The organism is Streptomyces sp. AC1-42W, assembly GCF_003248355.1.
In the GTDB taxonomy this organism is placed as follows: Bacteria; Actinomycetota; Actinomycetes; order Streptomycetales; family Streptomycetaceae; genus Streptomyces.
The window spans coordinates 784,798-808,573 of the sequence record NZ_QKWY01000001.1 but is presented as its reverse complement, the minus strand read 5'-3'; the positions used below and the strand labels follow the sequence as shown (position 1 = coordinate 808,573).

The window sequence follows — 23,776 nt, the reverse complement described above, 5'->3', positions numbered from 1 at the left end:
GTTGCGCTCACGGTCTCAGACGTTCTCAGACGGTCTGATCACACGACCTCCGCCCCCAAACCGTCCCCCGTGGATCTTGATGTCTGCGCAGGTGGGGCGCCGCAGGTGCCGGGCACGAGGGTGCCGCCGTCGAGCCCGGCACGGTTGTGGTGCGCAGTCGCCAGCAGACGGTGAAGGGGCACATCCACCACCTACGCCAGATCGTGCCCGAGCCCGCGGAGCAAGCCATCGAAGACCCCGCTTTCGCAGCTCTCACCGCGGCCCTCACTGAGGCAGAAACAGCCGGACATGACCCGGATCGGCTCCTCCAGCAGGTCGCCGACCAGCGAGCCTTGGGCGACGCGCGCCGCCCCGCACGAGTCCTGACCTGGCGCATCCAACGCCAAAGCGCAAGGCCGACACCCAGCACACGGGCCCCGCAGCACAGCGACCCGCCGCTCCAAACCACACGGCAGCAGCCGCCACAGGCACGGCGGCACTGATCACGACGGCATCGACACTGGGTGTGAGCAGTTCCAGAAGGGCATGTCTGAGTCAGAATTGCGTCACTCGCCCCGCGGTCACGGCGCACGGTCAGAACTGAGGGCGCCATCCTGCGGAGTACTTCTCGTACAGGGCTAGAGCAGCTGTCAGTTCCTCATTTGACTCAACCGTGCCATCGTCGAGGGATTGGCGCAGGGATGCAACGGCTTCAGTCAGACCTGTCTCCCCACCGAATACGTTCACCAACGAGTCCCAGACGAGCTGCTTCTCAGTCCTCACCGCCACGCTGCCCATCGTCTGACTGTGCACAGGCGATATTGCGCTCTCGAACAGGCGCGCGACGACCCGGGCATCGGACAGCGATTCAGGGGTTGGAGGATCGTCTGTGTCGGCTGTCGCCACGACGACTGTCCGTAGCAGCATCCTTTCACTGGCAAGGTCCTCGGGGCGAGCCGCGCGAAGGAGAGAACAGAGTTCCTGCCTCATGGAGCGCGCGGATTCCTCCGTGATCAATCCGTGCTCGCTTGAGCCGCCCGCAGTCATGCTGAGCAGCAGGACCTTCCCGTAGAGGCTCTCAGTACCGTTGAAAAGACCTCTGACGGTGCGGTCGATCGAGTCTCCGCTGAGCGTGCGGAGCAGAACCTTCACCGGGCTCAGCACAGCCCACTCGCCACCGGGAGAGAGCATCCCAGTCGATCCCAACTGAACGCGCGGCAGCTGACGCATCAGCGCCATAGCCGTGGGCAGCACCTGCTCCTCGGACACGTCGCGAAGATAGGGGACAAGACGTTTGAGGACGTCGTCCAGCAAGGGATCCGGCACCTGGTCCAGCGCCTCGGTGAGTGCGGTCTCGTCGCCGAGCTTGTCCGCGACGTGGTCAATGCACCAGATGGGTGCCCGTCCGGTGGGAAGCTGCCGGTGAAGGTAGAAGTCCAGCACCTTGCTACAGGCCACGCGTCGGTCCCGCTCCCAGGTCGGGAGCCAATCAGAGCCGTAAGCGCTACCGCCGAAGAGCCTTTCGGCGGCAGGGAACAGCATTCGGATGACCGACTTGGCGTGGCCGTCCAAGAGACGGGTGAAGTCCTCCACGAAGGCGTTCTCGTGCGGTGTCTGCTCCCCGCTTCGCTGGTAGATCGAGGTGGTACGCGTGAGCAGGTCCACGCCGACCGGCAGCAAATCGTGCGCTGCGGGGTACCGGACACGAAGCGCCTCAAGCGCCAGGACGTCGACCAGACTCACTTCCGCGCGCAGGCTGCGAACGGTCAGGGGCACGGACGCCAGGTACCGCTTCACATCCCGAATGGTGGAGAACATGGGAAGAATGAGCTGCACGAACACATCCGGCCACCGCGCTTCATCGAGCGGTCCGGTGTTGATCCCATCCAGCGCCTCGACCAGTCCCCGGGTGATGACTGGTGAGAGCGCCTGCGTGGGGAGGGGAGGCACCTCCATCGAGATCTTCACGATCTTCTCGAGGTAGGAGGACCCCTCGACAGCCCCGTCCGTCAGCGCCGTCTCCACAACGCTGCGGTCGAAGCACAGGACGTAGACGATGTTCGGGAACGAGCCTGTCAGCCGCACTAGCCGGAAGAGGTCTCGGATCTCCTGCTGTGACAGGCGGTCAATATCGTCGATGAAGACCACGATCCGCCCCGGCAGGTCCGCGAGGAGTTCGGTGAGCTCCTCTCTCTGCTGGTGGATGGTCTCCTGCTCCTCGCCCAAGAGCTTGGACGCGCCCTCAGCGACGGCGCTTGCGCCTCCCAGGACGGCGCCAGCACCAGGGATGAACTTCAGCGGCGACAGGGCGGACGAGTACTTGCCCAGGCGCTCGGCGACTGCGCGGCCCGCGCTCTTGAGCTTGTCCTTAAGCCCGCGTCCGTCCCGCAGTTGTCCGGCGAGTTCGTCGAAGAAGAACCGCATGAGCTGGTCGGTGCCGGAGAAGAACCACGGGTTGAACTTGACGACCTGGACGTCGTCGGCCGCTGCCAGTGCGCTGGAGGTGAGGTTCAGCAGGGAAGTCTTGCCTGAACCCCATTTTCCCGTAAGCGCGACAACCGCGCCGTGCTTCGCGGAGGTCCTGCGGATCTCCGCCGCGAACGCGTCCGCGAGGCCGGCACGCTGCAGCAAGTCTTCGCTAGCGTCTTCAATAGGATCGTCCCCATTGAAGAGACTGCTTGCGTTGATCGAAGCACCGTCGTCCATGCCCACCCGCCCTTGGTCACTGTGGAAAGCGAGCGTAGTGCTGCCCACTGACACCGAGACGGTTGTCGGACGGCGACAGAAGATCATCCAACGCTGCCCGTCGGGAGGGAGCATTGGGTGGTTCGGCTGGGGCTTCAGCGACTCAGAAGCTTGCGAGGCTAACGCAAATCACGCAGTCGCTGGCGTGCAGAGCCGCTGTCAGTTCTCCTCGCAGTTCGTCCGGGAGGATCCCAGCGCCGAGGGAGCAGGCGCGCACCAGCGCGCGGCAATCCTGCACTTGTCGGTCCGTGGCGATCTCGGTGAACAGAGGATGAGCCAAGTTCTCGCGGTCCAGGTAGCCGTCTTCGGCGTCCGTCATCCTGCAGTGGAGGTCCTCGACGATGCGGTGCGCGGCGAGCGCCTCGGCGGAACCGATCGCGTGGAGGACCGTTAGTTCGAGCCGGGTGTCGAAGACGGTCACCCCAGGTTCGGTCTTCCGTCCGAGGTAGGCCGTCACCAGGTCCGTCAGGTAGCCGCCGACCGGCTGCCCGGCGTCGCGTCGGCATAGAACGGTCAGGCATGCCGTGACGGCTTGCTCCCACGGATCGCCGGGCACCGTGTCGGCAAGGAGGACAGCTGCCCACGCGGTGTCACCCGCAGCGCGGGCGGCGAGTACGGCGACCTGCCGACCGTCGAGTATCCGCATTCCGATGCCATGGTGGGCTTCGATGTGCGCCAGCGCCTCGATCCATCGCCCCTCGGCAGTGAGGGTGCGCGTGTCGTCTGCGGGGAGGACGCGCCACAGCCATGCGCGAACCTCCTGGCGGTCTTCACCGGTCGCAGTGAGGTTCGCAGGTACGTTGGCGCCCTCGAACCGGGCGGTGGTGCCCGCCTCGACGGCCTTGTACAGATCGCGCTCATGCCGGGGGGAAGGCGTGAAGGTAAGCGGGTGGCGTGCTGGTGGCACATCTCGCGGGCGAGATCGGAAAGGCCGAGGTCGAAGGCGATGAGCGCGGCCTGGTTGTAGACGGCCGATGCAAGCCCTTGGTCGGTCTTGTTCACCACAGCGTCGGCCAGGTCGACGAGACTGCGCACACGCTCGGGCAGTGGCAAGCAGGCGGGCCGGAATCGGGCGACGGGCGGGAAGCGCTGGGCTGTGGGGCCGTGCGGATCCATGTGTCCCCCATTGTGTGGGGGAGGGCTGGTGGGGCGAGGGTGCCCGCCGGCTGCGTGCCGCAGGCACCGTCCGCTACACATGGGGCGTCATCGCCAGTCGACGACGATGCGGTTCAGCGGGGTGCCGAGGCGAAGAGACCGGTGCGCTGCTCGATCTCGGGGGTGTCGAGAGGCTGAATCTCGAACGTGGCCTAACGGTCGCGGTAGTCGCGGTCCCCGGTGCGGATGACGTCGGCGACCCTCGCGGCCAGCTCATCGCTGCCGGGGCCGTGGCCGACGACACCGAACTCCCAGAACTTGCCACCCTTCGGGAGTCTTCAACTTCCCTCGGCTCTCGACCCTCGCCGAGCCCCCGATCGGTGTAGTGGGCAACGTGCCGCCGCAGAACGCGGCCCAGCGCCCGCATGCGCGTCCGCGTACGGAAAGCAATGCCATCCTCGGCGGGCACTTCATCGAGGAGCGGGAGAATTCCTGCCGCTGCGCATCGACCTCCTCCCGGCCCTCGGGAAGACCGGCCCTCCAAGAAGCAGCCGATCTGCTCCACCAGAAGCGCGACCTGGACTTGCATCGCTGCGAACCGGCCAGCTCGTCGCCTTCGTCTTCGTCTTCGCCACCGAAACCTGGACCGGCGAGCTGATCAACGCGGAGCCGGACAAACACCTGGCGATCCAGTGGGTTCCGTGAACCACCTGTCCGAGCCCGCGTTCCCGACCACCGTGCCGGCCTTGGCCGCGTACCGGAACGGAGGCCCCTCCCCCTCCCCTACAGGTGGCCGCTCGCTGCTCGGTGACGGGCCGACGCCACTATCCCGAGCGCACCAGCTGCTACCCCCGCAGCGCCGAACCCCGAACCCTGGCTGTCGATGGCTTGGGCCGGCATCGTCTGGAAGTAGAGATCGAATACCAACGGGCTACGGCATCTGCAATCCGGATTGCATGGTTCCGGAGACTCAGGAATTCGAACAGTGATTCCAACGGCCGAATTTCGATCCAGCCATCGTTCGACACCATGCCACACTCCATCCGTGACGCCCTTTCGATGGATCTTGGCACCTTTGACAAGTTGGCACGCGGTGCGACTCATGCGCGTCTCCGGGGACCGGCTTGAGCCAGACACGGCTTGGAGAATAGCTCGCGTGTGGCTCAAACCCGACGAGTTACCGTTCCTCCTGCATGGGCACAGGGTGGTCGACACCGCGCCACGCGACTGACTGGCTCACATTCGAAGATCTTTACTGGTCGAAATCTTGACCGATTAGTTGGCGAATTAAAGATCACTATCAGCTTCGCGTCGTTAAGTTTCGGCCATCATCCTCACTTGTGGCGCATCGCTAACCCTTGGCGATATAGGAATGGCTGTCTGGTAACCAGACATGACCTTCCCGAGGGGGATCCGATGTCCGACGTCCTCAGCCTCTCTGCCGTGGCCGCCGCGGCTCTCCAGCCGACGTTCACATTCCTCTACGGGCGCCTTGAGGCACTCCTCAACCGCCACGAGGGCCGCGACGTAACCGACGAACTCACCACATCTGAACTGCCGTCGACGCTTGTGGGAACCGTCGCCCTGCCGCTCGTGGCCAACGGACAGCGCCTCGATGAGCACGCCTCACAGCTGCGCATGGCGAGGACCGTCCTCACGCGCTACCAGCATGATCCGGCCCTGGTGGTGCCGGACGACTCGATGCTGACTGACGTCCTCGGGCAACTCCGCGTGGTGCTTGAAGAGATCTACTCGCACCGTTTCACCTTCATCGGCGAGAGCCGCGAACGTTCCGGCCCGTTGGTCGTACAGCGAATCGACAACGTGTCCGGCAATGTGACCGGCATGCAGGCGGGTGCGGCAATTTTCACGGGAAAAGTCGATCAGGAGTTCAAGACGGTGAGCAGTGGATCCACGGTGATCGGGATGTCCGCCCCCGTCATCGGTGGTGAGGCTTGAAGGCCTGATTCCACAGTCCCACGAGCTCTCCCCGGCTCTCAACTCGCCTACAACCAGGAGAAGCCCATCATGGACTCGCCCTTCCGTTTCTTGGGTAACGGTCCGGCCGATGAGCAGCCGTCGGCTCAGCCGAAGTCGTCTGCCTCCCCTCCCATGGACGGGGAGGCAGACGACTTCGAAGCTGCACACGATGCTGTGGACTTCAGCAGCATGAACCAGAAGCCACAAGCCAGTGCTCCTGGCATGCAGGACAGCGCGCCGTACGAGGCGCCGGCCTTGGCCTCCGGCGATTCCACCTCGGGCGGTCACGCAGACGACGACCACGCGACACCCGAAGACCGCCACAACCGGCAAGAGGGGAAAGTCTCGCAGGGGCGAGAAGCTCTCCAGCAGTTGCTGAACCGCACTGGGGCAGAGGAGCCGCACACGAATGCCGTTGTCGAACCTGACGAGCGCATGCCTCTCGGTAGCATCCAAGAGGATGCCCCCGGCTTCGAAGTGTCGTCCGGCCGGTCCGAGTCCACGTCGGTACGACAAAACTTCGGCACAAACAACGGCGTTGCAATCGGCGTGCAGTTCCAGAACATCATCAACGGAATGCGCACCGTTGAGCTGCGCGATGACTGGGTCGACCAACAGCTGGCCGTCTACGTACCGCCCAAGAACGAGAAGGATGCGGCCGACAAGTTGCGTGCCGAGCACGTCGTCGTGCTCCTTGGTGAGAGCGGCGCGGGGCGGCAGCCCACTGGTCTCCGTCTGCTGCGGGGGCTCGACGAGGAACTCACCTTCAAGCGCTTTCATCGCGAGCCGAAGGATCCCTTTTCCCTCGCCGACCTGACTGGCCAGCAGAAAGTTGGCTGGCTTCTCGACCTCCGGGCAGAGGGCGATACCGTGTCGGGCGGCCTGGGGTTCTCGTTTCAGGACACCACTGCGCTCAAGACAGCGATGTCATACCTCGTGGTGCTGGCCAGCCCCGAGGTGTGGGAGCCGATCAGCAATGGCGGAGGCGACGTAGCCGTAACGCTGGAGGCACCAGAGGCTACGGACGTCTTGCTTGCCCATTTGCGGGCGGCGCAGTGCCGGATGCCCGAGAAATGGGCCGTCGATTCTCGGATCGCTCAAGCCATCACCGGAAAGCTACCGGGCAAGGTCAAGCGATGGTCTGACGCCATCATGGCTGAAGAGGGCCGCTCGGTGGTCGCAACAGCCACCGCCGCCACCAACGAGCAGATCGCAAGAGAGTTCAACGAGCGGGTAGAACGTGTCATCGAGGCTATGGCCGACTGGCGTAACCAGCTTCGTACATGGCACATCGAACATCCCGACAGCGATCACCGCAACTTTCTCCTTGCGGCGGCTTCCATGGACCGCACTCCGGTTGACCTGATTTACCGTGCTTCGGAGAGCCTTGCCAATACCCTTGGCGAGAAGCCCAAGCCGAGGCCCGGTCAGCAGGGTCCGGGCATCATCGAATTGACATACATGATCGGCGCTGAGCTCACTGCCGATGGCACCGTCATGCTGCCGAGCGATGGCTACGCCGAAGCCGTCGTCGAGTACTTCCTGATGGACCGTGCCCATCTCGTCGATCGTTTCACGGAGTGGACCGCAACGCAGGCCGCCAAGCTTAAGGGTAGCCTCGGGACACAACTCGCAGATCGCGTTGCAGTGTGGGTGATTCGCCACACCCAGAAGAGTCGTTCCGTGAACGTGCTGAAGTCAGTTGCAGGCCAGTGGTCCAACAGCAAGATCCTTCAACGGCACGCCCGAGATCTTTTGTCGGTTGCAGCTGTCGACAGCGAGATCGGACGCCTGGTCCGGGACGGAATCCTCGTGTGGGCTCGCGATGACGAGGCGCCAGAGAGCCTTCTAATCACCTTAGCTGGCGTGTGCCAGCAAGTGAGCCAGGTCTACCCAAAGGAAGCGCTTCTTCGATTGGGTGAACTGGCTGCGAGCGACAAATCCGCAGTAACCGCCGCAGTGGGTGAGGCGTTCAATGCGATGTGGGATCGCCCTGGGCAACGGCATAGCGTTCGGAAAGTGCTGCGGACGTGGGCCAGGAGTTCCACGGGATCTCTCCGTCGTTCCAGCAGCCATGCGTTCCTTTATCTCGCCAGTCGTGTGGAGGAGAACGGCGCACCATCCTTGCTGTTTGCAGGAAACGACTATGAAAGCGACCTCCCCTGGATCGTCCAGAGTTGGCGTACCACCCTGGAGTACGACCCTGCTCCCGATACCGCCGTCGATGCCTTCAAGGTGTGGATGGAAGGTGCTGCCTCCGTGCCGAACACCCGCGACGCTGTGTTCAGCATTCTCGCCCGGGCGGTCCACGACGCTCCCGAAGACAACAGCGCTGTCCGCTTCCTGGGCCTGAACCGGCTGGCCACCCACTGGGAACCGTCCGAACCGAGGAAACCTCTGACCGACCGCGCCCGCTTCCGTGACTCGCTGATCGACTGGGTCAGGGCTGCGGACCCCGCCAACCCGGGAACTGGCTCCAGTGTTCCGAAGCCGTAGTCCCAAACTGCGCAATGGGACCTTTCACGTCACTGGCACGATGCCTAGCTCGGCTGACTGCTATCGATTCCACTTCGAGGCCATGGGTCATTGGTATGACTCCCCCGGACCCAAACGTCATCATGACCCCGAGGCGGCTGCCGCGGATCATGTCCTGACTGTCGTTCGAGAGATTGCCAGAGCCCACGCCCTACCGGATGCGCTGACCGTAGAGAAGCGCGTCAACGCTCACCTTGGCCTGTCGAGCCCTGTACCTGGTATGCCGGTCTCCCTCAGTTGGGCTTCCGTACGACTGTGGGGAGCATCCGACGATATTGACAGCGCCATACGGTCCATGCAACGCGTATACGAACACAAGGCGAAGGAGGAGCGACACCGGAGAGAGATCGAACTCAGCGAGGCCTTTCGAGACGCGATGCGCAAGGATCCAAGCTTGGCACTTGCCCATCTTGCCCTTCGACACCCACAGGGCCTGTCGTCAGAAGCCATCAGCCAGATTGACCAGCTTATTGTCAGGATCGCGTCCTGTGATCCTGGTACATCTTGGGTTGCAACGGCCAAGCTACTTCAGGAGCTCATCCGGGACATGCAGGCGGATACAACGTCCTACCTCCTTGAGGAGCTTGCTGCTCTTGCAGCCCGATTCGGCCAACCAGCGGCTGCCGAGCATCTCCGAAGCCACCGTCGACAGGCTGAGGTCGCCGCGGAATGACCGCGGTTGAACTTCCGGTGGCTACCTCGCAGTCAGCCTCTCTTACCTGCTTTGGAGTCACATCAGGCATGGGGCGTTCAGTCGGCTTGCAGCCGCTGAACGCTTGCATGCGTCGGCGGCTGGGCGGCCGTCCCGTCCCTACCGTGGGTACATGCGTATACGTCAATTCCTGCCGGTCTGCTTCGCAGCCGTCGGGCTGCTCGTCGGGTGTGCCGAAGCGGGCGAGGAGCCGGACGGGGCGGCGGGTCGGTCGTCGGCGGCGCCCGACGAGCCGTCGAGCGGGCCGCCGGGTGACGGCAGCCGCGCCTGGGAGCCGGACGACGCGATGCGGCGGGCGGAGCGGGCTCTGGAAGCGGTCTCCGACAGCGACGCGCGTCCGGAACTCGTCCACGCCGCGAGCGCGTCCGTCGCGAGTGGCATGGACCAGGAGTACAAGGCGCCCGGCGACCGGCCGTACCTCCTCGGCATCACCTGTGACACGGAGGGGATCGGGGAACTCACCCTCACCCTGTCGCGAGGCGATCAGGAGCAGGCGTACGGGATCGGGTGCGGGGACCCGGAGGCCGACCAGTTCAACATCCCCGCGGGTGAGCCGTTCACCGCGCGGGTCGACCCGGTCGAGAACGGCACCGGCCTGATCCTGTGGCGCCTGGACACCATCGCCCGGGATGCCGTGGAGGGGTGTGACGACGACATCGATGGTTGTGACGGCTGAGCCGGCGGGCGGTCGCGCGGGGCCGTCTACCATCAGCCGGCATGGAGTGGATGGAGCGCGTCGCCAAGTTGAGGCAGTGGACCAGGAGCGGGGCCCGGGCTCCGCACAAGCCGTTGCTGCTCCTGTACGCGCTCGGCCGGTTCCGGGCGGACGCCGACGGCGATCTGCCGTACACCGCCGTGGAGCGGGATCTCCAGCTCCTGCTGAACGAGTACGGGCCGCCCAACAAGACGACGCCCGCCTACCCCTTCCATCACCTGGTCAACGACGGGGTGTGGGAGGTGCGCACCGATCGTGGGCCCGGCAGTCCCGGGAGCGGGGTGCGGGATCTTCGGGAGAGCGGCGCCACCGGGCGGCTCGCGCCGGATCTGCGGGCGGCGCTGCGGCGTGATCCGCAGCTGCTCGGCAGGATCGCGGGGCTGCTGCTCGACCTGCACTTCCCGCCCTCCCTCCACGGCGAACTGTGCGAGGCCGTGGGCCTGGAGTCGGAGCCGGCGGAGACCGGGCAGTTCGCCGCGGCGCGCAGGAACCGGGACCCGCGCATGCGGGAGCAGGTGCTGATCGCCTACGAGTACCGGTGCGCCTTCTGCGGCTACGACGGCAGGATCGGCGCGCTGCCGGTCGGGCTGGAGGCCGCCCATGTGCGCTGGTGGGCGTTCGAGGGACCCGACGACATCGAGAACGGGCTGTGCCTGTGCTCGCTGCACCACAAGCTCTTCGACCGGGGCGTCCTCGGCGTCGGGGACGGTCATCGCGTCCTGGTCTCGCAGAGCTTCGTCGGCCACAGCGCGGCGGCCCGCGAGCAGGTCATAGCCCTCGCCGGCCGTCCGCTCGTGGGGCCGCAGGCCGGCGCGGACCGGGTCGCCGCCGCTCACCGCGACTGGCACACCCGTGAGGTCTTCCGGGGCGTGCCGCGCCCCGCCGCGACCGCCTGACCGCGCGCCCGACGCGCCCGACGCGCCTGACGCGCCCAACCCACACGGCGCCACACGGCGGCGGCCCGGCCGTCCCCGGGTGGGAGCGGGCGGGCCGTCGCCGTGGTGCGGGGGCCGGGTGGGTCACGCCTTGGCGGGGTCGGGGCGCATCGTCAGGAGGGTGATGAGGCCGCCCACCGCGGCGATCGCCGCGGCCGTGGTGAACGCCGCGCTGTAGCCGTCCGTCAGGGCCGGCAGGTCGCCGAGGCGGCCGGCGCCCTGTGAGGTGGCCAGGGCGGTGAGGGCGGCCAGGCCGAGGGCCGAGCCGATCTGGTACGTGGTGTTGACGATGCCGGAGGCCAGGCCCGCCTGCTCCGCGGGGGCGCCGGACATGGCCGCCATCATGGCCGGGATGTACGCCAGCGACATGCCGAGCGCGGCGACCAGCGAGGCCGGCAGCACGTCCACGGCGAAGGAGCCGCTGGGCTCGACGGCCGACAGCCACAGCAGGCCGGCCGCGAGGACGAGCAGTCCGCCGCCGATCAGCGGCTTGGCGCCGAAGCGGGCCAGCAGCCGCGCCGTGATGGCGGTCATGAAGACCATGAGCAGCACGGTCATCGGGAGCAGCGCGGCGCCGGAGGCGAAGGCGCCGTAGCCCAGGACCTGCTGGAGGTAGAGGTTCAGGAAGTACCACATGGGTATCCACGCGGCCCCCAGCAGCGCCATGCCCAGGTTGGCCGAGCCGAGGCGCGGCACGCGCCAGATGCCCAGCGGCATCAGCGGCCGGCGCATCGTCTTCTGGAGGATCAGGAAGAGCGTCAGCAGGGCGGCGGCGCCGACGAGTTGGAGGACGGTCTGCGCGGTTGCCCAGCCGACCTCGGGGGCCCGGACCACGGCGAAGACGGCGAGGGCGAGGCCGGCGGTGACGGAGGCGGCGCCGAGTACGTCGATCGCTCCGCGGCTCGGGGCGACCGACGGCAGCAGCCCGGTCGCGGCGAGCGTGGCGAGGCCGATCGGGATGTAGATGATGAACACCCAGGGCCAGCTGAGCCACTCGGTGAAGACGCCGCCGAGGAAGACGCCGGCGGTGCCTCCGGCGGGCGCGGCCGCTCCGTAGAGGGCCATGGCCTTGCCGAGTTCCTTCGGGTCGTGGGCGAACAGCGTCATCAGCAGGGTCATCGCGGCGGGAGCGATCAGTGCCCCGCCGACGCCCTGGACGGCGCGTCCGACGACCTCGACCCAGGCGGTCTGCGCGGCCGCCGCGACGACGGAGCCGGCGATGAGGACGCCCCAGCCGGCGGTGAACACCCGGCGTGCGCCGAGGAGGTCGGAGAGGCGTCCGCCCAGGAGCAGCAGTCCGCCGAAGGCGATGACGTAGGCGTTGAAGACCCACTGCAGGTCGCCCTGCGAGAAGCCGAGGTCCTTCTGCATCTCGGGGAGCGCGACCCCGATGATCGAGGTGTCCATGATCACCATGAACTGCGCGGTGGCGAGCACTGCGAGTGCCCACCAGCGCTTGGGACTGACGGTTGGCATTGCCTTCCCCTCTCAGGAATCTCCCGGAGTTCTCCCGGAAATCCAGCTCCTGCTACCCCCTCGGGGTATCTGAGACGGGACCATAACATACCCCTAGGGGGTATGCATCGGTCGTGCGGGAATCAGCTCGTCCGGCCAACCCCGTCAAGTCCATGGGCTCAGGCGTTCGTTGCGCACTAAAGTTGCTCCATCACTGCTGGTTATGGGGCCGGGGCTCATTCGCGTGCGCGGACGGCGTCCCGGTGGGGAGGGCCTGCGCGGGATGAGTCGTCGCTCCAATGGGTTGGTCGGGATCTGGGCCGAGGCACAGCGCCAACAGCAGCTTCAGCAGGAGGCGCGAGCCAGGTATCAGCGGGATCAGGAGCGGGCGCAGCGGGCCCACGAGCGCGAACTGGCGCGCAGTCAGCGGGAGCGGAAGGCGGCGTACCGGGAGCAGCGCGAGGCGGAGGCCCGGCGGCGTACGCGGGAGCTGGACGCCCGGGTCGACGCGCTCCAGGGACTGTTGGCGGCCGGCTGCCGGGCCCCGGCGTTCCGGGCCGCCGCGCTGACCCGGCCGGAGCAGGTCGAGCCGTTCGCGCCGGGTCCGCTGGCGCAGCCCGTACGCATGCCCGATCCGGGGCAGTACGAGGCGCAGGGCGGCGGCTGGACCGCGGGGCGCCGTGCCCAGGCCCAGGCGGAGGCGCGGGCCAGGTTCGAGCGGGACTGGCAGGCGGCGCAGGCCGCCGAGGCACAGCGCCAGGCGCAGTACGCCACCTACCAGCGGCAGTACCAGCAGTGGGCCGACGCCCGGCTGGCGGAGATCCGGCGGCACAACGCGGGCGTCACCGAGATGACGGCCGGGCTGCGCAACGGGGACGCCGAGGCCGCCGTCGAGTACTTCTCGGCCGCGCTCTACGCCTCCACGGGCTGGCCCGACGAGCTTCCCCGGCAGGTGACGGCGGCCTACGACTCGGCGGCGCGGCAGCTGGTGCTGAACTGGGAGCTGCCCCGGTACGACGTCGTCCCGGAGGCCAAGTCGGTGCGGTACATGATCAACGCGGACCAGGAGAAGGAGTCGCCGCGGCCGGTCACGCAGCGCCGGGCGCTGTACCGCGACGTGCTCGCCCAGTGCCTGCTGCTCGTCCTGCGCGACCTCTTCGCCGCCGACGAGTTCGGCGCCCTGGAGTCGGTCGCGCTGAACGGCTTCGTGGACGACCACGACCCGGCGACCGGGCGGCGGGTGCCCATGTTCCTCGGCACGGTCATGGCCCCGCGGGCGGACTTCGCCGAACTGCACCTGGAGCAGGTGAACGCGGTCAACTGCCTGGTGGACGGGTTGCGCGGCCAGTTGTCCACGCGCCCCGACCAGTACGCGGCCGTGCGGCCGGGCCGCGTCCCGGAGGACGTCGGCAACGGCGTCGTGACGCACGGCGGCGACGAGGAGCCGGACCTGTACGAGATGGACCCGCTGGCCTTCGAGTCGCTGGTCGCCGATCTCTTCCGGGCCATGGGCATGCAGGCGGTCACCACACAGCGCTCCAACGACGGCGGGGTGGACGTCGACGCGCTGGACCCGGCCCCGATCCGGGGCGGCAAGATCGTCGTCCAGGTGAAGCGCTACCGCAACACCGTGCCGCCGACCGCCGTCCGCGACCTGTACGGCACGGTCCAGGACACCGGCGCCAACAAGGGCGTGCTGGTCACCACGTCCAAGTTCGGCCCCGGCTCCCACACCTTCGCGAACGGGAAGCCGCTGGAACTCGTACCGGGCTCCGAACTCGTCGACCTGCTCCACCGGCACGGGCTGCGCGGCCGGCTCGGCGGCGGCGGGCAGGGGCAGGCGCCGGTGCCCGCCCAGCGGACGGCGCCGGACGACGAGATCCGGGACGGCGACCACAACGTGCTCGGCATGTACTGGTCGGGCACCGTCGCGCTGGACGTCTGCGCGCTCGTCTGCCAGGGCAACCGGGTCCTGGACGACGACCACTTCGTCTTCTTCAACAACCCGGCCACCCCCGACGGCACGGTCCGCGCGCTGATCCCCGTCGCGCCCGACAAGGCCGCGATCCGGGTCGACTTCGACGCCCTTCCGGCGCGCGCGGACCGGCTGGTCGTCATCGCGGCCGTCGACCCCGTCGCCAACCCGCACGCCGACCTGTCCGGCTTCACCGACGCCGGCATCCGGCTGCTGGACGCCGAACGCGACCCGCTCGACCAACTGGACGTGTCGGACGGCCGGCCCGGCGAGACCGCCCTCGTCCTGGGCTCCTTCCGCCGGCGCGCCAACGGCGACTGGGAGTTCGTCACCGGCGGCAAGGGCTACCGGGGCGGCCTGGAGGAGCTGGTCCAGGACTTCGGCATCGAGGTCGAGTAACGCCCGCACAGGAGGATGAGCCATGGAGACCTCATCGGCCACGTCGACGTGGCGCCCGCTGCCCGACGTCCACGCCTTCCTCGACCGGGCCGGTGGCTTCCTGCGCTCCCGGCCCGCCCCGCACACCGTCCCGCTGACCGTGACCGAGCAGCTGCGCACCTGGGGTGCCGGGGCGTACGGGGAGGACGCGCCGGTCTTCGGGGTGCTGGAGCGGGGCGGTGAGGTACGCGCCGCGTATCTCCGGACGCCGCCCTACCGGCTGATCGTCACGCCCCTCACGCCCGAGGAGGCCGGTTCGCTGGTCGCCCATCTGGTGACCGCCGGCCACGAGGTGCCCGGGGTCAACGCGGACAGCGGCACCGCCACCGCGTTCGCGGCGGCGTGGCGGGCCCGTACGGGGGTCGAGCCCCGGCTGCACGAGCGCATGCGGCTCTACCGGCTGGGCGAGCTGCGGCGGCCCGAGCCGGTGCCGGAGGGGCGGGGCCGGATCGCGGACGAGCGGGACCGGGAGCTGCTGGCGCGGTGGTACGCGGAGTTCGTGCGGGACATCGGCGGGAGCGGCGTCCGGGACCCCGGTGCCTGGGCCGACCGGCACACAGCCGAGCGCCGCATCACCCTGTGGGAGACCCCGGACGGGGTGCCCGTGTCCATGGCCGGGGTCACCGCCCGGGTCGCCGGGCAGCTCCGGATCGGCCCCGTCTACACCCCGGCCGGGCTGCGCGGACGCGGCTACGCGGGCGCCGCGACCGCCGGGGCGAGCCTCGCCGCGCTCACCGCCGGCGCCGAGGAGGTGCTGCTCTTCGCGGACCTCGCCAACCCCACCAGCAACGGCCTGTACCAGCGCGTCGGCTACCGGCCGGTGACGGACTTCGCGGTGTACGACCTGCCGGGAGCCGGTGGGTGAGCGGACACCTCGCGGGCAGCGGGCCGCGCCCCGTAACCCGTCCCGGCGCCCGCCGGGCCCGTCAGCGCAGTTCTTCCGGGCACGGGGTGCCCGGCTGGAACTGGTACGGGGCGCTCAGCCGGTAGGTGCCGGGGCGGGGGGCGAGGAGTTCGGTCCACTCGTCGCCCTGCTCGTCCTCAGCCACCTTGATCAGGCAGCCGTTCTCGTTGACGAAGGACCTCGGGGATTCCTTGTCCGGGCGGTTCTTGGACGCCTCGGTCTCGCGGGGGCGGTCCAGGCCGTCGCCGTCCTCGTCGACGAGGGCGAGCCAGGGCGAGTAGGGGATGCGGATCAGGACCCGGCCGGCCTTTTTGACGTGGATCGTCAGCTCGCCCTCGCCCGCGCGCTCCACCGTCGCCGGCGGGTCGGCCAGCGGCACCGGGCTGTCCACCTCGAACAGCCGCCAGTCCTTGTTGGACCAGATCGCCTTGAGGTAGGGCAGGCCGTTGCTGACCAGCTCGGCCTCCTTGCGGGCGCCGCTGTAGTCCGGGTCGCCCTGCGGCAGCACCACGTAATGCACCGCCCAGCGGTCGAGCCACTGGCGGTAGTTGATGGCGTCCAGGGTGTCGTCGTAGAAGAGCGGGTTGCGCTTCATGTCGGCCTGGCGGTTCCAGCCCCGTGCCAGGTTGACGGAGCGCGGCAGCGCGGACGCCTCGCGGTGGCTGCTCGGCGGGACGACCTCGACCCGGCCCCGTTCGGCGCCGATCTTCTGGAGCTGGTTGACCAGCGGGCCCAGCGAGCGGGTCCAGGAGGCGGTGGGCGCGGTCCTGACGATGTCGTCGATGCCCTTGAAGCCGATCCAGAAGTTCAGCGAGGCGAAGGCGAGGACCAGCGCGTACCAGCGCCGCGAGCGGGGCGTGGTGTACGGCAGCGCGGCCAGCAGCACGACGCCCGCGAACAGCATCGCCATCCGCGAGACGTTGGAGCCGATCTGCGAGTCGATGATGAACGTGAGCAGCGTGCCGATCCCGTACACGGCCGACGCCGTGCGGACCGTCTTCCAGTCGCTCGGTACGAGGAAGAAGACGAGCCCCGAGAAGATGAACGGGCCGGAGAGCGTCGCGACGGACATCGGCTGGGTGCCCGAGAACGGGAACAGCCACGCGGACAGTGCGACCACCACGACCGGCGCGAGCCCCAGCGCGTACGCGCCCGGCCGCCGCTTGTTCAGGAACAGCGCGGCCGCGACCACCCCGAGGAAGAGGCCCGCCACCGGGCTGCCCGCCGTGGCGAGACCGGCCAGCGGCGCGGCGACGGCCGCCTTCGCCCACCGCTTGTAGCGCCACCGGTGGGGCCAGCAGAACACCGCCGCGGCGGCGCCGACCGCGAACATCATGCCGAGCCCGAACGTCACCCGGCCCGACAGCGCGTTGCACAGGTACGCGAAGACGCCCGCCATCGAGCAGGCCAGCGGGTTGCGGACCGCCTTCACCCGGTACAGGATCAGCGCCGTCAGCCCGGCCGAGACCGTACCGGCGACCATCATCGTCGTCCGGACGCCGATCACCGACATCACATACGGCGAGACCACGCTGTACGAGACGGGGTGCATGCCCCCGTACCAGGCGAGGTTGTACGCCGTGCCCGGATGGCGGCCGACGAACTCGGCCCAGGCGTCCTGGGCGGCGATGTCGCCGCCGCTGTTGGCGAAGAAGAGGAACCAGACGATGTGGGCGACCGCGGCGACGGCGGTCGTCAGCAGGACCGGGTGGCGCAGGCAGCGCCGCTTGACCCCGGCGAACCGCCCGGCCCCCGCGGACGGCGTGGCGCGCGATTCGGCGGTCGCGCCGGCCGTGGCGTCAGCCGTGTCGGCGGTGGCGTCGGCCGTGTCGTCGTCGGCCCGTGTGGGCTCGGCAGTGGTCACTGCGTCTCTCCCCGTCCCTCCCCGGACGCGTGATTTCGGCCGGCTCTCCTGCTCGGGTCTCATGGGCCGAAAGACGCGTTCCAGGGTCCACGCGTTGCCCCGGGGACGCTAACACGCGGCGCGGCGCGGCGGACCGGAAGGCGGTCCGGCCCGGAGCGCGGGTGCGGGGCGCCCGGGCGGACGCCCCGCACCCGCACCGTCCTCAGCCCAGACGGGTCAGCTTGTCGGTCATCGAGGGCTCGGCGAGATCCTTCTGGAGCGCGACCGCCACCTTCACCTGGCTGCGTCCCTCGCCCACGGTCAGCGTGCCGACATGCGTACCGGCCACCGCCTCGTGGGGGATCGTCCTGCCGTCGTCGGTCAGCTCCAGCTTGACCGTGAGACCGGACCAGCCGACCGCCTCGACGTCCTTCGTCGCGACGACCGGGGTGGTGTGGCCCATGCCGTCGTCCACCTGGCCGACCACGTCGCCCTTCTTCACGACCTTCGCCCCCTCCAGCAGGTCCAGCGTGGCCAGCATCACCTTCTTGCTGACCCGGTTGACCTCGTCGATGATCGAGACGTCGTCGTACTGCCCCAGGATCGCGCCGACGATCAGCTGGTCCGTGCCGTCGATCATCTTGTGCGCCGCGAAGAGCAGGTTGCCGCCGGCCTTGGAGGTGGAGCCGGTCTTGATGCCCAGCGCCCCGTCGAACGGCACCAGCGTGTTGTAGTTGCGCCACGTGTGGCCGGACGGGTCCTTCCACTCCGGCAGCTTCGTGATGTCCATCAGCGCCGGGAACTCGACCAGCTTCTCGCCCAGCTTCACCAGGTCCTCGGCCGTGGAGACCGTGGAGGCGGTGAGCCCGGAGGGGTCGGTGTACGTGGTGTTCTTCATGCCCAGCTCGTCGGCGGTGGCGTTCATCTTCGCCACGAACGCCTTCTCCGAACCGGCCTCCCAGCGCGCCAGCAGCCGGGCGATGTTGTTGGCCGACGGGATCATGAGGGCCGACAGCGCGTCACGCTCGGTGAGGTAGTCACCCTCCTTCACCGTGTTCAGCGTGGACTCGCCCTCGGTGTAGAGCTTGCCGTCCGCCTCCGCCTTGGCGTCGATCCTGATCTTCGGGCCGTCCTCGCCGCGCTTGAGCGGGTGGCTCTTGAGCACGAGGTACGCCGTCATGGCCTTGGCGACGCTCGCGATCGGCACCGGCTTCTGCTCGCCGAACGAGCCGATCCGGCCGAGGCCGGTGGCCGCCATGTAGCCCTGGCCCTGGTCGGGCCACGGCAGGCTCGGCGTCCCGCCCTCGAACGCGTACGTCGACTTCGCCGTCATCGTCAGCGACGGGTCCGGCAGCGGGCGCACGATCTGTACGATCGCAAACACGAGGAGCAGCAGCAGGACCAGCGGGGTCCAGATCTTGACCCGGCGCACCGCCGTGCGGACCGGGGTCTCCGGCGGCGGCGGGGTGTTGGTCAGCTCGGCGAGCAGGTCGAGCGGCGGCTTGGGCGGCATCGGCTGCTGCCGGGTCCGCTCGGCCCCGCTGAGCGCCGCGGCCGGCGCGGGGCTCTCGGGCCTGCGCGGCCCCGGCGTGGACGCGGGCGCCGGCCGTACGTCGTCGGTGCGCAGCGGCACGAAGGTGCTCTTGCGCTCCGTGAGCGACTCGGACTCCGCCGCGACCGGGCGGCCCGACGCGGACCGGGTAATCTTCAGCGCGGTCGTCGGCTGGTCGACCTGCGGCAGCCGTGGCGCCTTGAAGACAGCGGTGGGCTGATCGACGGGCGGCTCGGCTTCGGGGGTTTCCGACTCGGCGGTGGGCGCCTTCGGCTTCGCGTCGGGGGTCTTCGGCTCGGCCTCGGCCGCCTTCGGCTCGGCCTCGGGGGCGGACTTCTCGCTGGTGGGGGCGGTGTCGTCGGCCGGGGCGTCGTCGGGGCCGGAGGCTTCGGGAGCGCCGGAGGCTTCGGGAGCGTCGGCCTCGGGCTCCTCGTCCTCGGCGGCAGACTCGTCCTCGGCGGCCGGCACCCGCTGCCCGCCCTCGTCGGAGGCGTCGGCGTCGTCGTCGGCGTCCGCCGCGCCCTCGCCGTCACCGTCCTCGTCGTCCGTCTTCGACACCCACGCGGCCACCGCCGCCCGCAGCCGCGCGTCGCCCTGGGAGCCGCCCTCCCCCGAGCCGCCGGACTCCGGCTCACCGGCCTCCTCCGCGTCCCCGGCGGCGTCCGACGCCCCCGCGGGCCCCTCCGGGGCGTCCACAGGGCCCTCCGGCGCCTCCTCGGGCGCCTCCGTGAGGTTCGGAGCGCTCTCAGCGTCATCGGCGGCCACGGGGGCCGCCAGAGGCTTCCCGGCGTCCGTGCGCGCGTCGCCGTCCGGCACGGCGGCGGGTTCGGCCGGTTCGGCGGGCGCCGGCTTCTCACCCGTACCGGACACACCGGACTCCGCCCGGTCCGGTTCGCGGAAGACGCCGAGGCGCGGGTCGCGCTCGTTCCGAGTCGTTCCCGACGACTGCTGCTGCTCCGACTTGTCGGGGGACTCGCCCGCCACCGATGCCTCCTCCATGCGGCGCGGGGAACCACCCGCGCTGTCCGAACCGTCTACCAGTGTCCCGTGCGAACCCTTGGCCGGGCTGCTAGACGAGAACGACATACCTACTGGTTCCCATACAAAGCCACCAGGCACCCTCGACAGACAGATGTGAGAGGGGTCACCCTGTCATTCATCCACGCGGGGAGGCATGGATGGGCAGGAGCCGCAGAACAATTCCGGAGGAGCTTCTGCTGCTCGCTCTGGACCCGACCACGGGTACCACAGCGCAGCCGCAGTCGCTCGACCTCGGTCTCGCCGGAGCCCAGCTAGTGGAGCTGGCCCTGGCAGGACGAATAGCCCCAGACGGGGATCGTATCGCCGTGGTGATGCCACGGCCGACAGGAGATCCGACCCTGGACTCCGCACTGGAACTGCTGCGCAGGCGCGGCAGCCCGGTACGGGCGGTCCACTGGATCGGCGGACCCCGGCTGGGGCTCCGCCAGATCTATCTCGCCCATCTGGAGCGGTGCGGCATGGTGCATGCCGTGGCGGGCCAGATGTGCGGGGTGCTGCCGACGACTCGCTACCAGGCGACGGACACGGCGATCAGCCGGGACATCAGGGCCCGGCTGGACAGTGCGATCCGCACCGGCGTACCGCCGGACCCGCGGACCGCGGCGCTCGCCGCGCTGGCCCACGCGGTCGGACTCGGCAAGCACCTCTACCCCGGGAACGAGGGGCGTTCATCGCGCTCCAGGCTCCGGGACCTGATCAGGCACGACCCGATGGGCGGTCTCGTGGCGCACGCCGTGATGGACGTCCAGAACGGGGCGGTCGCGCAGCCGCGCCGCGGCCAGGCGGCCGGCGTTCCGTTGCAACCGCAAGCGCAGCCCCCGTCACGCCGAGGCGGCATGGCGCACACCGCGGCCCACTAGGACCGCGTCGCGCGCACCCCGCGGCCCGCCAGGACCGCATCGCGCGCAACCCCCGTAACACCCGCACCATCGCGTCAACGCACCACGACACACGTCAACAATCGAACACCGCCGCACCGTTGTCCTCGCGCGTCGCCGAGACCCGGTTCGGGAGCCGCACCAGACGCGGGGCAGCCGGATTCACCGGCCGCCCCGCGCCGCTGTGTGTGGCCGTTTCCCAGCGCGGCCGGGGGCAGGGGTGGCAATCTGCTCAGCAGTAGATACGCACAGCTACATAGCCGGAGGTGCCGTTTCCGTGCCGTCCAACGTCAATCCCACCGTCAGGCGACGTCGGTTGGGTCAGGAGTTGCGCCGACTGCGCGAGATCAAGGGGATGACCGCCGAGGAGGTGGCGGAACGGCTGCTGGTCTCGCAGTCGAAGATCAGCCGCCTGGAGAACGGCCGCCGCTCCATCAGCCAGCGCGACGTGCGCGATCTGTGCGGGGTGTACGAGGTCGAGGACCACCGGGTGGTCGACTCGCTGATGCAGATGGCCAAGGACTCCCGCCAGCAGGGTTGGTGGCACGCGTTCGGGGACATCCCGTACAGCGTGTACATCGGGCTCGAAACCGACGCGGCGTCGCTGCGGGTGTACGAACCCCAGGTCGTCCCCGGCCTGCTCCAGAGCCGCCAGTACGCCGAGGCGCTGATCGCCGGCGGGCTGCCGGAGGCGCCGCAGACCGACATCGACAAGCGCGCGGGCGTCCGGACCCGCCGCCAGGAGAGGATCACCGACCCGGAGCGGCCGCTGCGGATGTGGGCGGTGATCGACGAGGCCGCGCTGCGCCGGATGGTCGGCGGCAAGCAGGTGATGATCGAGCAGCTGGAACACCTGGTGGAGCTGTCACACCTGCCGCACGTCACGGTCCAGGTGCTGCCGTTCGAGGTCGGCGCCCACCCGGGAATCAACGGGCAGTACGCGATCCTGGAGTTCCCGGACACCACGGACTCCAGCGTCGTCTACATCGAGGGCGTGACGAGCGACCTCTACCTGGAGAAGACCAACGACGTGCAGCGCTACAGCGTCATGTACGAACACCTGCGGGCACAGGCGCTGAACGTCGAGCAGAGCCGCCAGTTCATCGACCGGATCGCGAAGGAGTACACCCGCCTGCCCACAGAGTGAATCCGGCCGGTGGGCCCCACCCAACCATGTCTGGTTTATGGGGAATTCGACGAAGCATCGGGAAGGCGGCGGCAAGATACACCGCCGCCAGCTCTCCACGGAAGAGCTGAGCCCCGGAATCACCCGTTCGGGTGAACGCCCGCTTCACGCAGGGGAGTTGGCGAGTAGCGTCGATCAAGCCAGTCGGAGCCTCGCTGGCACACCCCACACAACTCTCTGGAACCGGAGTGAACATGGCTATCCGCCAGGGCGCCACCACCACATGGACGAAGTCGTCGTATTCCGGGCCGAACGGAGCCTGCGTCGAGGTCAGGTCCCCGCTCGCGCGGGCGGTCGACGTGCGTGACTCGAAGGTGACCGGGGGCCCCTCGGTCACCTTCGTCCCCGGCGCGTGGAGCGCGTTCGTACGCGAGGTCGCCAAGGGCGTCGCCGACGCCTGACCGATGCCCCCTGATCGACCGCCGCCGTCGACACCTCGCACCGACCGGCGTCACCACAGCCCTCTCGACCGGCCCGCCGTCCTGGCCGAGAGGGCTTCCGCCTTTTCCGGGCCCGTTCCCGGACGGCGCGAAGGAACCGGATCGGCAAGGGCCCGGATCAGCGCGGGTAGCGGGCCAGCCAGCCCGGCGCCGCGCTGTCCGGGCCGTGCAGGGCGGGCCCCTGGGTCATCTCCAGGGCGAAGTCGTCGGCGAGTTCGAGGAGGGTGGCCCGCCCCTCCAGCTCGGCGAGCCAGCCCGGCGGCAGCGCGGTCTCGCCGTGCAGCGCCCCCAGCAGCGCCCCGCACAGCGTGCCCGTGGCGGCGGACGGCCCGCCGTGGTTCACGGCCAGCCGCAGCCCGTGCCGTACGTCCTCACCGACCAGGGCGCAGTACACCGCCACCGCCAGCACCTCGTCGGCGGAGTCGGTGGCGCCCAGGGACTCGATGAGCTCGGGGCCCGGCACGCCCCGGCGCACCGTGTCCAGCGCCCGGCCCAGCGCCTCGGTGACGGGTTCGTGGCCGGGGCGCTCCGCGAGCAGCCCCAGCGCGTGGCCCACCGAGCCGTCCAGGGTGTCGCCGCGCGCCAGGCCGTGCACGATGACGGCGAAGGCACCGGCGGAGAGCAGGGCGGTGGGGTGGCCGTGGGTGTGCGCGGCGCACTCGACGGCCAGCTGGAGCACGAGCTGCGGCTCCCAGCCGACGAGCAGCCCGAAGGGCGCGGACCGGGTGAGCGCGGCGGCGTCCCGCGCGGCGGGGTGCTTGGGCCGGTCCAGGGTGCCCATGGTGTCGTCGCCGAGGCCGTTGAGGCATTCGCGGGTGGGGGCGCGGCGGGCGTAGAGCCATTCCAGACCGGCGAGCCAGCCGTTGTCCTTGCGGCGCTCGTCGGGGCCCCAGTCGTGCTGGGTGGCGGCCCAGCGGAGGTGGGCGCGGTGGACGTCGGTGGGCGGGTGCCAGGCGCCGGTGTCGCGGCGGACCTGGGCGCGGATCAGCCCGTCGACGGTGAACAGGGTGAGCTGGGTGGCGGCGGTGACGGTGCCGCGCGCGCCGTGGGCGGGCACGAAGTCGGTGACGGCGTCGGGCCCGAGCGCGGCGCGCATCTCGTCCAGGGTGAGGGTGCTGACGCCCGCGCCGAGCGCGTCGCCGATGGCGCCGCCGAGGAGGGTGCCGCGCACCCGGCTCCGGAAGTCCTGCTGCTCGGCCCGGCCCCAGACGGCCGTGATCCCTGTGCTCACCGCGCCACTCCCGTATGCCGTGGTTTTCGTTCCCCTGTGCGACTGTGCGGTAACCGCACAGCACTGTAATCGAACAGGCCCGCCGCTCCGGGGGTCCCGAACGCTTTTTGTACGGCTCCGAGGCGCGTCGAATTCCG

At 69.3% G+C, this 23,776-nt stretch carries 15 protein-coding genes and 2 pseudogenes; 10 read left to right on the top strand and 7 right to left on the bottom strand.

Going from position 1 to position 23,776, the window contains the following annotated elements; all coding sequences use genetic code 11:
- Nucleotides 1-573 precede the first annotated feature (573 nt).
- The 3 genes and pseudogenes from DNK56_RS03660 to DNK56_RS35725 form a co-directional block, all read right to left on the bottom strand.
- Nucleotides 574-2,685 carry a KAP family P-loop NTPase fold protein gene (locus tag DNK56_RS03660; RefSeq protein WP_241989746.1) on the bottom strand — a complete coding sequence of 704 codons (2,112 nt, stop codon included), beginning with the start codon at nucleotides 2,683-2,685 and terminating at the stop codon, nucleotides 574-576.
- 142 nt (nucleotides 2,686-2,827) lie between these two features.
- Nucleotides 2,828-3,840, bottom strand: a pseudogene (locus DNK56_RS03655) (hypothetical protein).
- 87 nt (nucleotides 3,841-3,927) lie between these two features.
- A pseudogene (locus tag DNK56_RS35725) lies at nucleotides 3,928-4,157 on the bottom strand (methyltransferase, FxLD system); the annotation flags it as partial.
- Nucleotides 4,158-5,235: 1,078 nt separating this feature from the next.
- Between DNK56_RS35725 and DNK56_RS03645 the strand changes: the two are divergent.
- From DNK56_RS03645 to DNK56_RS03630, 5 genes are all read left to right on the top strand, one after another.
- Entirely contained in the window at nucleotides 5,236-5,778 is a 543-nt protein-coding gene (locus DNK56_RS03645; RefSeq protein WP_111330376.1) for a hypothetical protein, read from the top strand.
- Nucleotides 5,779-5,847: 69 nt separating this feature from the next.
- Nucleotides 5,848-8,295, top strand: a complete 2,448-nt coding sequence (locus tag DNK56_RS03640) for a hypothetical protein (protein ID WP_111330374.1) — start codon at nucleotides 5,848-5,850, stop codon at nucleotides 8,293-8,295.
- A gap of 334 nt (nucleotides 8,296-8,629) precedes the next feature.
- Nucleotides 8,630-9,007, top strand: a complete 378-nt coding sequence (locus DNK56_RS34610; RefSeq protein WP_146610532.1) for a hypothetical protein — start codon at nucleotides 8,630-8,632, stop codon at nucleotides 9,005-9,007.
- 151 nt (nucleotides 9,008-9,158) lie between these two features.
- On the top strand, nucleotides 9,159-9,722 hold the full coding sequence (locus tag DNK56_RS03635) for a hypothetical protein (protein WP_111330372.1): 564 nt from the start codon (nucleotides 9,159-9,161) through the stop codon (nucleotides 9,720-9,722).
- A 41-nt stretch (nucleotides 9,723-9,763) separates the two neighbouring features.
- Nucleotides 9,764-10,657, top strand: a complete 894-nt coding sequence (locus DNK56_RS03630) for a phosphorothioated DNA-binding restriction endonuclease (RefSeq protein WP_111330370.1) — start codon at nucleotides 9,764-9,766, stop codon at nucleotides 10,655-10,657.
- A gap of 123 nt (nucleotides 10,658-10,780) precedes the next feature.
- On the opposite strand, the gene DNK56_RS03625 is transcribed toward DNK56_RS03630, so the two are convergent.
- Nucleotides 10,781-12,172, bottom strand: a complete 1,392-nt coding sequence (locus DNK56_RS03625; protein WP_111330368.1) for an MFS transporter — start codon at nucleotides 12,170-12,172, stop codon at nucleotides 10,781-10,783.
- A 262-nt stretch (nucleotides 12,173-12,434) separates the two neighbouring features.
- Here DNK56_RS03625 and DNK56_RS03620 point away from each other — a divergent pair, with 262 nt between their 5' ends.
- Nucleotides 12,435-14,525: a restriction endonuclease gene (locus tag DNK56_RS03620; protein ID WP_199563890.1), complete on the top strand. Its 2,091-nt coding sequence runs from the start codon at nucleotides 12,435-12,437 to the stop codon at nucleotides 14,523-14,525.
- 22 nt (nucleotides 14,526-14,547) lie between these two features.
- On the top strand, nucleotides 14,548-15,429 hold the full coding sequence (locus DNK56_RS03615) for a GNAT family N-acetyltransferase (RefSeq protein WP_111330363.1): 882 nt from the start codon (nucleotides 14,548-14,550) through the stop codon (nucleotides 15,427-15,429).
- Nucleotides 15,430-15,490: 61 nt separating this feature from the next.
- On the opposite strand, the gene DNK56_RS03610 is transcribed toward DNK56_RS03615, so the two are convergent.
- Together DNK56_RS03610 and DNK56_RS03605 are read right to left on the bottom strand one after the other, a co-directional pair.
- Entirely contained in the window at nucleotides 15,491-17,332 is a 1,842-nt protein-coding gene (locus DNK56_RS03610) for an MFS transporter (RefSeq protein WP_111330361.1), read from the bottom strand.
- A gap of 202 nt (nucleotides 17,333-17,534) precedes the next feature.
- Nucleotides 17,535-19,862, bottom strand: coding sequence for a D-alanyl-D-alanine carboxypeptidase family protein (locus DNK56_RS03605; RefSeq protein WP_199563891.1), 2,328 nt, complete (start codon nucleotides 19,860-19,862; stop codon nucleotides 17,535-17,537).
- Nucleotides 19,863-20,041: 179 nt separating this feature from the next.
- On the opposite strand from DNK56_RS03605, the gene DNK56_RS03600 reads away from it, so the two are divergent.
- The 3 genes from DNK56_RS03600 (at nucleotide 20,042) to DNK56_RS03590 (ending at nucleotide 22,369) form a co-directional block, all read left to right on the top strand.
- On the top strand, nucleotides 20,042-20,764 hold the full coding sequence (locus DNK56_RS03600; RefSeq protein ID WP_111330356.1) for a GOLPH3/VPS74 family protein: 723 nt from the start codon (nucleotides 20,042-20,044) through the stop codon (nucleotides 20,762-20,764).
- A gap of 295 nt (nucleotides 20,765-21,059) precedes the next feature.
- Complete coding sequence (locus tag DNK56_RS03595; RefSeq protein ID WP_111330354.1) at nucleotides 21,060-21,929, top strand: helix-turn-helix domain-containing protein; 870 nt, start codon at nucleotides 21,060-21,062, stop codon at nucleotides 21,927-21,929.
- A 233-nt stretch (nucleotides 21,930-22,162) separates the two neighbouring features.
- On the top strand, nucleotides 22,163-22,369 hold the full coding sequence (locus DNK56_RS03590; protein WP_111330352.1) for a DUF397 domain-containing protein: 207 nt from the start codon (nucleotides 22,163-22,165) through the stop codon (nucleotides 22,367-22,369).
- Nucleotides 22,370-22,526: 157 nt separating this feature from the next.
- Here DNK56_RS03590 and DNK56_RS03585 read toward each other — a convergent pair whose 3' ends face one another.
- Complete coding sequence (locus DNK56_RS03585) at nucleotides 22,527-23,639, bottom strand: ADP-ribosylglycohydrolase family protein (RefSeq protein WP_111330350.1); 1,113 nt, start codon at nucleotides 23,637-23,639, stop codon at nucleotides 22,527-22,529.
- Between the last annotated feature and the right edge of the window lie 137 nt (nucleotides 23,640-23,776).